Below are 11,997 nucleotides of genomic sequence, written 5' to 3' on the forward strand. Positions count from 1 at the left end.
ATCTTATTACGCCCTGTCAAACGCAACGTGAAGTGAAACAGGTCCGCGTGTATACAGACCGGACTCAGCATAACGAAAACCTTCCTCTAATCTAATATTCCGCATCTTATCCAGCACAATATTGGCTACAATCTCGATTTCGGTTTTGGCAAAAGCTGCTCCTACACAGTTATGGATGCCTGATCCGAAAGCGAGATGCCGGGCGGCGCCGCTAAAAGCGCTTTTGATGCCGAGATCTTCCCGATGAATATGAAACACGTCAGGACGTTCAAACGCTTCAGGGTCCCGGTTAGCCGCTCCGATCATACAAAAAACAATCGTATCTTTTTTGATTTCCATACCGCCGACCACCGTATCTTGGGACAGCTGCCGCGGAATCAGCTGAACCGGCGGTTTATAACGCAACGTCTCCGCAATGGCTCTCGGCACTAACGAACGGTCAGCCAAAACATCATTCATCTGCTCGGGATTGTTGAGCAAATGATAAATCATCAGTGCCAGCGTCTTATCTGCCGGTTCCGTTGCGGCTAACAGCACATTGAGAATCAGTGCCAGTATATCCTTGTCCGACATCGCCATGCCTTCATATTCAGAAGTACATAGGATGGAAATTAAATCAGATCCCGGATTGACGCGGCGTTCTTCGATGACCGGCATCAAGTATTGAGAAAGCTGTTCGCTGCACCATAAAGAATGCGCCCGCGCTTCTGGAGTCTGAGAGATACTCGTAATAAAATCGGCAACCCCGCTGTGCCACTCAGCGATTTTTTCATGATCTCTTTTATCCAGCCCGAGCATGTCCATCGTGACACACACTGCAAACGTCTTTCCAAAATCATTGACGAGATCGATTCTTCCTCTTTCCAGATAAGGTGCTAACAAGTTTTCTGCATTTTGTTTAATCAATGGAGACAGATGATCCAATGCGTCCCCTACAAAGCTTCTCACTACAATTCTTCTTTTAGCGGAGTGTTCTTTCCCATGCATTTGGGCCAGCACAGGGCCGCGCATGACCGGTTCAGCACGCTGAACAAGTGATTTTGTCGTGAAAATATCAGGATGCTGAAGGATATAGCGGACATCGTGATAGCGGCTGATAAAATAGCTGTCTATCGACTCTTCATAATGAACAGGATCTTCCTCCCGCAGCTGTGAAAAATAAGCATATGGATTTTCTTGAAATTGATCAGAAAGCACGCTAAACAATTTAATGGATTGATTCATGTTAACTCCCCCTATCATCCTTCAGATGTGATCCGTGTTTCAGAAAGCATCTGCGCCATTTCTTGCACAATGAGATACCCTTGATTCGGCCGCATACGAATAGAAAATTCATGGTTACTGATCTTCTCACCCAGCTTCCACGGACGATGATAAGCAAGGAGCGTCTCTTCCACCTCAAGAATATCCGGAGCTCCGATAAAAAACGGCAGCTCAGCAATGACATATTCCACAGCCAAATTCAGCATATCCTCACTGACTTCTTCCATCATCAAACTGATTCCGCGTGCACGCCCGATAATCGCTTCATGAGACATGTCCAAACAAGCATGCCGAAAATGTGGCTGCTCAAAAAACGCATGTTCAACTTCTTGTCTCATCAGCTGATAGGCTTTGTTTTCCGTGAAATCAGAAAATGTATGAATCGCCTTCGTGTCCCCGCCATGAGCCGCAAGAGCCCTTTCTGCAAATCTCCTGTTTCGCGATACCTCTTTCCTTACCTTTCGTTCAGCCTTGCCTCTGGGAGTTCCGAGCGCTTCAAGAAGGTTAGCCGCCTCATGCCCCGCAAGCAAAACGGAAACGCTTTTAAATTCAGCTGTCGCCCATCCAATCAATCTGTAAATATAATCTTCAGAAAACCTGCTGTTAAATGGGCTGATCCCCACCAAAACATGCTGGCGCCGTTCAAATATTTCTCTGCAATTTTGTGTCAGTGGCTCAGCAGTAAAATCTATAGGCTTTCTTTCCGTCGCCATTTCGGTCATCTCATTCACCCCTAAAAAACTTATCCCGCTTTAAGTCATCACCCTCATAAAGAGTTGGAACAACTGGCACAACTGAACAAGACGAATGGCAGGCAGCACTTAAAGTTACCAAGCGAATTATGTTAAGATTCAAACTTCTATGTTCATTTTTCAAGGTGCATATCATAATTAATGTTTACTAGTAAACATTAGTCATTTTATCCCTTATTCCTCTACCCGTCAATATAATCTGTACCCAAATATTTGAAAATAAATGTAAATGTCACATTTTTCACACACTTTTTACACTCATATTCAGCATGACGCAACACCAAATAAAGCTTAAACACCAGCAATTGACAACGAAAACAAGAAAAGATAAAATAATATTGTTCACCGGTAAACAATATTGTTTATTGTTTCATCGTAAACTATTATTCCTAAGAAAGAAGGTAGCCTATGTCTGATTTGACGAAGCAGATGATATACGACATATATGTGAGACTGCTGCACCTTAATGAACAAAAAGCGAATACATCACTTCAGCAATTTTTTAAGGAGGCCGCAGAGGAGGATGTGATCGATATCCCTAAAAACATGACAAGCATTCATGTCATTGACTGTATCGGCCAGCATGAACCCATTAACAATGCGGGAATCGCCAGAAAAATGAACTTATCGAAAGCGAATGTAACGAAAATCAGCACAAAACTGATCAAGGAAGAATTCATTAACAGCTATCAGCTGACAGATAACAAAAAAGAAGTGTATTTCAAATTAACCCGTAAAGGCAGACGGATTTTCGACTTGCATGAGAAATTGCATAAAAAAAAGGAGCTGGCTTTTTACCAATTCCTCGATTCATTTTCACAAGACGAACAAAATGCTGTATTGAAATTTCTAGAGCAGCTGACATCTACACTTGAAGCAGAACAAAACGATGAGACTCCGGACAAACCTGTAAAGTAAACAAAAAGGCGGTGTACACTTATGACTCAAACAAAATCAAAGGCGGTATTGATCTTATACATTGTTTGCTTCAGCGCATTTTTTGCATCTTTAAGCCAAAACATTTATTCACCTATTATCCCGGTTATTAAAGAATCATTCCATGTTTCCGCAGCAATGGTAAACCTGTCAGTCTCAGTTTTTATGATTGTGACAGCGATTATGCAAATTATATTAGGGACCATCATCGATTTTAAAGGCGCGCGGTTTGTCTTGATTGCCGGAATTATGGCAACGGCAGCTGCCAGCATCGGCTGTGCGGTAACCACTGACTTTACTTTGTTTCTGATATTCAGAATGATACAGGCTGCGGGATCTGCAGCACTGCCTCTTATTGCTGCCACAACGATCGGACAGCTGTTTACAGGCAGTGACCGCGGGAGTGCAATGGGAACATATCAAATGCTCCTGTCCGCCGCGCCGGCTATCGCACCCGTTCTCGGGGGATTCATAGGCGGAGCAGCCGGGTACGAAGGGATCTTTTGGATGCTTACGGCCATCTCTGTCGTTATGCTGGTGACAAACAGCATCATCTTTCCTAAGGACTCTCCCGCTGGATCTAAGCAGCAAGCCCAAGGCAATGTGTTCGCTCATTACAAATCAATATTTACAAATCGAACAGGAAACGTCATTTTGACCTTAAGTTTTTTCCTCTTTTTCATTTATTTTGCGGTGATCGTCTACCTCCCGATATTGCTGACGGAGCACTATCATATTGATGTGAGCATAGCAGGACTGTTATATTTGCCACTGGCGCTAAGCACGATTGTCGGTACGTTTCTGTTTAAAAAAATACAGGCAAAAATCGCGCTGAGCACCTTGTTTATCGGCAGCAATGTAATTGCAGCCTGCAGTATCATGTTGTTCGCCGTTACACATTCCGTTTCTCTCATTCTCATGGCTCTCACGCTGGCACTGTTTGGCATCTCGATGGGGGTCATCCCTCCCTTGTACTCCACAATGATCACCAATGAATTTGAACACAATAGAGGGAGTGCAATCGGAGTTTTTAACTTTATCAGATATACAGGCATGGCGGCAGGTCCGATGATATCCGCCTATCTGCTCACACTGATGCCGTCTACCATGTCCTTTGGACTCTTAGGCCTTATATTTGCCGCATTGAGCTTTTGCCTTCTGCCGCAAATGTATCCGCCGCAGAAGCGCGTAAAACAAAAAAAACACCACATGTAAAAAAAGCTGCCTTCTGTATGGCAGCTTTTTTTATTTCTTTCGCAGCGGCTCTAAAATGCCTTTTTGAATCAACAAATGGAACACCGACAGGATAACAGATGCCCATATCGCTGTGCCAAAACCGTCAATTTGAAAACTGTCACCCATAATGGACGCGGTCATCATCAGGGTGATGGCGTTAATCACAAACAAGAAGAGACCAAGCGTCACCATCGTGACCGGCAGTGTAAAGATAATCAAAAGCGGTTTAATCAGCACGTTTAAGATCGATAAAATGAGGCTGGCGATAATCGCTGCCCCAATGCTGCTAACATGAATGGAGTCAATGTATCCATCAATGACGATTAATAACAATGCATTTACCAAAATGCTGACTGCCCATTTTACCATGTCATTTCATATCCCTTTCTGACGGGACGATAAAAATCCAAATGATATAAATGAGCAAAACAGGGAAAACACTTGTCATAATAGCTAGGATGACAGTTATGACTCTGAGGAGTGATGCATCCCAATTGAAATATTCCGCGAGACCTCCGATGACACCGGCCATTTTCTTGTTTTTTTCTGAACGATAAAGCCTATTCATTTGATCACCTCTGTGAGTACTTTAGTTTGATGGTGCCTGTTAATGATTCTGAGAAGACGGTGATGTTTTGATCATGTGCCTGATTTGAAGTGAACAACATTTCTTTTTGAATGGTATCATTTTTTTCTTTCAGCATCTCAACATCCATTAATTCATGGGACAACGAACCAAGATTGCTTTTTAGCTCTGCCTTCACTGCAAGATCGTCCGGAATCGAAAGCTCCACATTTCCAGTTGTCGTTTTGGTATAAATGGAGCGGCAGTCAGAGTCTGTTACGTGAATCGCAATATTTCCGTTAAAGCTTTGAACGTCAATGGATTCGCTTCTCCCGCGGAGATCGATCAATCCGTTAATGGTTTCCGCTTCTATCGTGCCACAGCTGTGGCTGGCAAGCTTAATTTGCCCGTTGGCCGTTTCGGCTGTGGCTTTTTCGGCTGTTAAATGCGAGAACGACAGCACGCCGTTTGTCGTTTTCGCCGAGAACTCTTTTACATGTAAATGTTCCCCTCTGACCGGACCATTAAACAGCTTCACCCGAATCTTATCATACTCCTTCTGAGGAATATATAAAGTCACATTGGTTTTCATTGTTTTCTTCTCAGTACGGATAAAAAACTTATTTCCTTTGATTTCACATTCAATATGCTGAAGAAATGCATGTCTCGCCGCATCCTGACTGTCAGCGCGATATACCTTCGCCTGGCATTCCGCTCTGATATCCTCGTCTTCCCAAGGGACGATATTCACGCTGCCGTTGGCAATTTGAAGCTCAACACTGGAGAAGTCAGTATCTTTAAATTGAAAAATGTGCTGAACATCATACGCATGGCCAAAGTTCAAATCAAGGTCAACTTCCTTGACCTTTTTCACAGCGGAATCAATCCAATCAAACAGCTTGGCTCCTAAAGACGGCTTGCTGCTTTCTTTTTTTTCTGCTGTAAACGGCTCTTCCTCGTCATGTACATGAACTGAGAGCGCTGTGATTTTTTCTTCTTTTTCCTTGTAGTCGCTGTCAAGTTTTTCAATCAGTGTCAAAGCCTCTTGTGCTGTAAGCTTTCCTTCCTCAACAAGCTTAAGGATTCGTTCCTTTTCTTGCTTCATGACGATCTCCTCCCCATTGTCTACTTATGCTGCACGCAGCACCTTAATGCCCTGAATCACATTCCAAATCATAATGCCAATAACAACTAAGAAATAAATAACTGCTCCCCCAATGATCACAAATACAGGCAGCAGGCTGTCTCCATCAATGGCAATGGCTCCGCCCAGAAAAGCGATAAAAAGGACCAGCCAGCCGGCAAAAGGAACAATGTGAGAAATAAGAGAACGTATCGCATGGCGTTTTGTTTCTTTCTCATCTACAACAAAATAAGCGACAATCGGCACAATAACTGGCGCAATGAACACACTGAAATAACAAAGTGATGCAATAATGGCTTGATTACGGTTCAATTCATTCCACACTCCTATTGTGAATTTTACCCATGACAAAAGATCAGGGACGTTTTACTTATATATACGTTTAAAACGTCAGCAGGTTTCAAACTCATTCTTTAGACATGCTCCGATTTACGGAAATTGGATTTTAAAAAGTTTTAGAAGTAGAATCTTCTGGCTGTACCGATTACAATATGTAAAAAGCTTACGGCAATCAAGGAGGCTGGACAAGCAATGGAGAAAGACCCCAGTGACTATACAGTAACACAGGAATCGGTGTTAAAGCTGATTCGTGAACAAAAAAGAATGAATCGTGAAATGATCGCTGAGCTTGAACAGATCCACGGACCTCTTCCGATCTCTCACGATATTCAATACATAAAAGTACTGCTTGACAGCAGCAACACGCATATCGTTCAAGATTTAATGAGTGTAAGTAAGCAGCTGTATAAGAAGACTTTGTAATATATACTGCAAAGAAAAGACAAAACCCTCTGAAAAGAGGGTTTTAAGATGTTGCCGTTTCTTTCGCTTCCAAGAGCGATGTCATGCGTTTTTTGTCACGCTCCATAACAGGCTTCAAATAACGGCCTGTATACGATTCTTCCACTTCAGTGATTTCCTCAGGCGTTCCTGACGCGACAATGGTTCCGCCTCCGGCTCCGCCTTCTGGCCCCAGATCGACAATGTAATCCGCCGTCTTAATGATATCAAGATTGTGCTCAATGACGAGTACTGTATCTCCATTGTCAACCAAACGCTGAAGCACGACAAGGAGTCTGGCGATGTCGTCGACGTGCAAACCTGTCGTCGGCTCGTCTAAAATGTAGAGCGTACGTCCAGTTGAGCGTTTGTGCAGCTCTGATGCAAGCTTCACACGCTGCGCTTCTCCGCCCGACAAGGTTGTAGCTGGCTGACCGAGCGTAATATAACCTAAGCCAACATCAAAAAGAGTTTGTAGCTTACGCTTGATTTTCGGGATATTTTCAAAGAAAGAAAGAGCATCTTCAACCGTCATATCAAGCACATCAGAGATGCTTTTTCCTTTGTACGTCACTTCAAGCGTTTCACGGTTATAGCGTTTGCCGTGGCACACCTCGCACGGAACATACACGTCAGGAAGGAAGTGCATTTCAATTTTAATAATCCCGTCTCCGCGGCAGGCTTCACAGCGTCCGCCCTTCACGTTAAAGCTGAAACGGCCTTTTTTATAGCCGCGGACCTTCGCTTCATTTGTCTGCGCGAATACATCCCGAATGTCATCAAACACACCGGTGTATGTCGCAGGGTTGGATCTCGGCGTTCTTCCAATTGGCGCCTGATCAATATCAATGACTTTGTCTAAATGATCCAAACCTTTAATCTCTTTATGGCTGCCGGGCTTCGCCTTCGCTTTATGAAGCTTTTGCGCCAGCGCCTTATGCAAAATTTCATTGACGAGGGTACTCTTTCCTGAGCCGGAAACCCCTGTAACCGCTGTGAACGTTCCAAGCGGGAACTTGGCATTCACTTTTTTCAGGTTGTTTTCTGCAGCGCCTTTAATTTCAATGTAACGGCCGTCCGGCTTTCTTCTTTCAGGAGGCAATGGGATGAACTTTTTCCCTGATAAATAGCTGCCCGTTAATGAATTTGGATCTTCCATCACTTCTTCCGGCGTACCCGCAGCCATCACCTGACCGCCGTGAATGCCGGCACCAGGTCCAATATCTATTAAATAATCGGCTGCCATCATCGTGTCCTCATCGTGTTCGACAACAATCAGCGTGTTCCCAAGGTCTCTCATATTTTTCAGAGCGCTGATCAAGCGGTCGTTATCACGCTGATGCAGGCCGATAGACGGTTCATCTAAAATATAAAGCACACCGGATAAGCGCGAGCCGATTTGCGTTGCCAGCCTGATGCGCTGCGCCTCTCCCCCGGACAATGTTCCCGCTGCCCTGCTCAATGTCAGGTAATCAAGGCCGACTTTGTCCAGAAAGCTTAAACGCTCCACAATTTCACGCAAGATCAAATTGGCAATCTGCATATCCTTCTCAGAAAGGGTAAGGCCTTTGATGAAAGCAAGTGCGTCGGCTACAGACTGCTCGGTAATTTTTCCGATGTGGCGGCCGTCAATCAGTACGGCAAGCGCCTCTTTCTTTAACCGATAGCCTTTGCATGTCGGACAAGACTTCTGAGACATATACTGCTCCATTTGCTCACGGATGAAATCAGAGCCTGTCTCCTTATACCGTCTTTCAATATTGCGCAATACGCCTTCAAATTGAATTTCGCCTTCACGGATTTGCCCAAAATCATTTTCGTAACGGAAATAAATCAGGTCGTCTCCGCTGCCGTACAGCACTTTATCCAACTGATGCTGCGGCAGATCTTTTACCGGCACGTCCATATCAATCCCGTAATGGGTGCAGACCGCCTCAAGAAGCTGCGGATAATACTGTGAACTGATCGGTGTCCAAGGGGCGACCGCATTCTCCTTTAATGACAAATCTTGATTGGGGATGACGAGATCCGCATCCACTTCAAGCTTCATTCCGAGACCGTCACACGTCGGACACGCTCCGAACGGGCTATTGAACGAAAACAACCGCGGCTCAAGCTCACCAATTGAAAAACCGCAGTGCGGGCAGGCATGATGCTCACTAAACATCAGCTCTTCCTCACCGATGACATCAATCATGACCCGCCCTTCACCTAAACGAAGCGCCGTTTCCAATGAATCTGACAGACGGGCCGCCACACCTTCTTTCACCACAATCCGGTCAATGACAACCTCAATCGAATGCTTTTTATTCTTTTCTAATTCAATATCATCAGAAAGCTCAGCCATTTCGCCGTCAATTCTGACTCTGACATAACCTTGTTTTCTGATCTGGTCAAGGACTTTGACATGGGCGCCTTTACGGCCCGATACAATCGGGGCCAGCACCTGAAGCTTCGTCCGTTCCGGGTATTCCAGAATTCTGTCGACCATTTGCTCGATGGTCTGCGATGTAATCTCAATTCCGTGCTCCGGACAATGAGGCTTCCCTACTCTCGCATACAAAAGACGCAGATAATCATAAATTTCAGTTACCGTACCGACAGTAGACCTCGGATTGCGGCTCGTTGTTTTTTGATCGATGCTGATGGCGGGAGACAGCCCCTCAATCGCATCGACATCCGGCTTATCCATCTGTCCTAAAAACTGGCGGGCATAGGCAGACAATGACTCGACATACCGTCTCTGCCCTTCTGCATATATGGTATCAAAGGCAAGGGAGGATTTCCCTGATCCGGACAAACCCGTAACAACGACAAGCTGATCTCTTGGAATCGTTACATCGATATTTTTCAGGTTATGCGCCCGGGCTCCCTTCACCTCTATCCGATCCATAGCCATTTGTTCATCATCCTTCCGCTTTTAGCTCTAAAAGTAAATCGCGAAGCTCCGCGGCTCTTTCAAAGTCAAGCGCCTTGGCTGCTTCCTTCATTTCGTGCTCCATCTGTTCAACGACTTTCTGGCGTTCTTTCTTCGTCATTTTCGACAGCTTCGGCGCGGCTTTTGTTTTGTATTCCGCTTTATCCTCAGCTGCTACTGTGGCACGAATGACATCGCGAATCTCTTTATTTATCGTTTTTGGCGTAATGCCGTGCTCTTCGTTAAACCGCTCCTGCTGCTCGCGGCGGCGTTTTGTTTCATTAATCGCAATTTCCATAGACTTCGTCATTTTATCTGCGTACATAATGACGCGGCCTTCTGAGTTTCTTGCTGCCCGTCCGATGGTCTGGATCAGCGAACGCTCAGAACGAAGGAAACCTTCCTTATCCGCATCCAAAATCGCAACGAGAGATACTTCAGGAATGTCGAGCCCTTCCCTCAGCAGGTTGATGCCGATAAGCACATCATGCTTGCCGAGACGTAGATCACGGATAATTTCAATCCGTTCAAGCGTCTTAATCTCTGAATGCAAATAGTTTACTTTAATGCCGATTTCCTTTAAATAATCGGTCAGGTCCTCTGACATTTTTTTCGTCAGGGTTGTCACGAGCACCCGTTCATTCCGCTCAATTCTTGCTTGAATTTCACCGATCAAATCATCAATCTGGCCTTCAATCGGACGCACATCAATCAGCGGGTCAAGAAGCCCTGTCGGACGGATGATCTGCTCGACCATTTCATCCGTGTGCTCAATCTCATACGGTCCTGGCGTTGCTGATACATACACGATATTGTGCATATGCTTTTCAAACTCTTCAAAACGGAGCGGACGGTTATCAAGCGCTGACGGAAGCCGAAAACCGTGATCCACGAGTACCTGTTTCCGCGCCTGGTCTCCGTTAAACATGCCGCGCACCTGAGGAATTGTCACATGCGACTCATCCACCACGATCATAAAATCGTCAGGAAAATAATCAAGAAGCGTATACGGTGTTGAACCCGGAGGCCGAAGAGTCAAATGTCTTGAATAGTTTTCAATGCCGGAGCAGAAACCCATTTCCCGCATCATTTCAAGATCATATCTTGTCCGCTGCTCTAAACGCTGCGCTTCAAGCAGCTTGCCGTTTTCATGCATGACCTTCAGCTGCTCCTCAAGCTCTTTCTCGATATTTTGAATCGCTTTCTCCATTTTCTCGGCCCGCGTTACGAAGTGGGATGCCGGGAAAATCGCGACATGATCACGGTCGCCGAGAATTTCTCCTGTCAGGGCATCCACTTCTCGGATCCGCTCGATTTCATCTCCGAAAAACTCGACTCTGATACAGTGTTCATCACGGGATGCCGGGAAGATTTCCACTACATCTCCGCGCACACGAAATGTACCGCGCTGAAAGTCGATATCGTTGCGGGCATATTGGATGTCTACAAGCTTTCTGAGCAGCTCGTTGCGCTCAATTTCCATTTCAGACCGCAGTGACACGACCATTTCCCGGTATTCTTCAGGCGAACCGAGACCATATATACAAGACACACTCGCAATAATAATGACATCTCTCCGCTCAAACAGAGACGATGTTGCGGAGTGTCTTAATTTATCTATTTCATCATTAATACTTGCGTCTTTCTCTATAAACGTATCCGTTTGAGGCACATACGCCTCCGGCTGATAATAATCATAGTAGCTGACAAAATACTCGACAGCGTTGTTCGGAAAAAATTCCTTGAACTCACTGTAAAGCTGTCCGGCGAGGGTTTTGTTATGGGCAATGACAAGCGTCGGCTTATTGACTTCTTTAATCAAATTGGACACCGTAAATGTTTTGCCCGTTCCTGTCGCCCCCAGCAGAGTCTGATGCTTCTTGCCCTCCTGAATTCCTTTTACAAGTTTTTCAATGGCTTTCGGCTGATCTCCCTGGGGCTGATATTTCGAGACTAACTCAAAGCGATCTTTCACAAAATAAGCCTCCGTTTCTTTAACGAAATCTTCCTATAGATATAGTAACACAATGGAATGCAAAATCACTAAAAATACGAACTAAAGTTCGGTGGTTTTTTATTTCCAGCTGTTTTCGTGTATAAAAAACCTGCTTTTAAAACGTAAAAGCAGGAATTCAGTCTTTATATTCATTATGTCCGATTTATTCTTCTTTTTTCTCAGCAGCTTTTTTGGCCATATACAGCCCGCCAGCCACAAGAGACACAACATCCAATCCTACAATAAAATACGTTTCTGTATAGCCTTTTAAATAAGAGGCAAACAGCAATGCAGCTGTTAGAGCGATCGCCACATAATGATTAAAGGTGACTCTTGTAAAAAGAACAACGAGCATAAAAGGGAAAAACAATGCAAAAACGGCTTTTGTAATCAACAAAAACCCTCCTC

At 44.8% G+C, this 11,997-nt stretch carries 12 protein-coding genes; 3 read left to right on the plus strand and 9 right to left on the minus strand.

The window, feature by feature from the left end:
• Positions 1 to 6 precede the first annotated feature (6 nt).
• A complete protein-coding gene (gene cypX, locus RAC86_RS02975; protein ID WP_061187840.1) occupies positions 7 to 1,224 on the minus strand; it encodes a pulcherriminic acid synthase in 1,218 nt (405 codons plus the stop codon).
• A gap of 14 nt (positions 1,225 to 1,238) precedes the next feature.
• Positions 1,239 to 1,985 (minus strand): cyclo(L-leucyl-L-leucyl) synthase, encoded by a 747-nt coding sequence (pchC, locus tag RAC86_RS02980; RefSeq protein WP_014115313.1) that lies wholly within the window; start codon positions 1,983 to 1,985, stop codon positions 1,239 to 1,241.
• Between the two features lie 438 nt (positions 1,986 to 2,423).
• Here pchC and pchR point away from each other — a divergent pair, with 438 nt between their 5' ends.
• Positions 2,424 to 2,933, plus strand: coding sequence for a pulcherriminic acid biosynthesis transcriptional regulator PchR (pchR, locus tag RAC86_RS02985; protein ID WP_014115315.1), 510 nt, complete (start codon positions 2,424 to 2,426; stop codon positions 2,931 to 2,933).
• A 21-nt stretch (positions 2,934 to 2,954) separates the two neighbouring features.
• Positions 2,955 to 4,166 (plus strand): MFS transporter, encoded by a 1,212-nt coding sequence (locus tag RAC86_RS02990; RefSeq protein WP_072565340.1) that lies wholly within the window; start codon positions 2,955 to 2,957, stop codon positions 4,164 to 4,166.
• A gap of 30 nt (positions 4,167 to 4,196) precedes the next feature.
• Here the strand turns inward: RAC86_RS02990 and RAC86_RS02995 are convergent, their stop codons facing one another.
• The 4 genes from RAC86_RS02995 to RAC86_RS03010 are packed head-to-tail and all read right to left on the minus strand — an operon-like array spanning position 4,197 to position 6,208.
• A complete protein-coding gene (locus RAC86_RS02995; RefSeq protein WP_003219771.1) occupies positions 4,197 to 4,556 on the minus strand; it encodes a phage holin family protein in 360 nt (119 codons plus the stop codon).
• A 1-nt stretch (position 4,557) separates the two neighbouring features.
• Positions 4,558 to 4,755, minus strand: coding sequence for a PspC domain-containing protein (locus RAC86_RS03000; RefSeq protein WP_014115317.1), 198 nt, complete (start codon positions 4,753 to 4,755; stop codon positions 4,558 to 4,560).
• Positions 4,756 to 4,759: 4 nt separating this feature from the next.
• Positions 4,760 to 5,857, minus strand: coding sequence for a DUF4097 family beta strand repeat-containing protein (locus RAC86_RS03005; protein WP_014115318.1), 1,098 nt, complete (start codon positions 5,855 to 5,857; stop codon positions 4,760 to 4,762).
• Positions 5,858 to 5,881: 24 nt separating this feature from the next.
• Entirely contained in the window at positions 5,882 to 6,208 is a 327-nt protein-coding gene (locus RAC86_RS03010; protein WP_061187837.1) for a hypothetical protein, read from the minus strand.
• A gap of 219 nt (positions 6,209 to 6,427) precedes the next feature.
• Between RAC86_RS03010 and RAC86_RS03015 the strand changes: the two genes are divergently transcribed.
• Positions 6,428 to 6,658: a hypothetical protein gene (locus RAC86_RS03015; protein WP_003219764.1), complete on the plus strand. Its 231-nt coding sequence runs from the start codon at positions 6,428 to 6,430 to the stop codon at positions 6,656 to 6,658.
• 43 nt (positions 6,659 to 6,701) lie between these two features.
• Here the strand turns inward: RAC86_RS03015 and uvrA are convergent, their stop codons facing one another.
• The 3 genes from uvrA to RAC86_RS03030 all read right to left on the minus strand — a co-directional run bounded on the left by uvrA (position 6,702) and on the right by RAC86_RS03030 (position 11,983).
• Positions 6,702 to 9,575 carry an excinuclease ABC subunit UvrA gene (gene uvrA, locus RAC86_RS03020; RefSeq protein ID WP_072565341.1) on the minus strand — a complete coding sequence of 958 codons (2,874 nt, stop codon included), beginning with the start codon at positions 9,573 to 9,575 and terminating at the stop codon, positions 6,702 to 6,704.
• Positions 9,576 to 9,582: 7 nt separating this feature from the next.
• Positions 9,583 to 11,568: an excinuclease ABC subunit UvrB gene (gene uvrB, locus RAC86_RS03025; RefSeq protein WP_014115321.1), complete on the minus strand. Its 1,986-nt coding sequence runs from the start codon at positions 11,566 to 11,568 to the stop codon at positions 9,583 to 9,585.
• A 184-nt stretch (positions 11,569 to 11,752) separates the two neighbouring features.
• Entirely contained in the window at positions 11,753 to 11,983 is a 231-nt protein-coding gene (locus RAC86_RS03030; RefSeq protein WP_003228053.1) for a CsbA family protein, read from the minus strand.
• Positions 11,984 to 11,997 lie beyond the last annotated feature (14 nt).

It is taken from the genome of Bacillus sp. LR_5 (assembly GCF_042709275.1).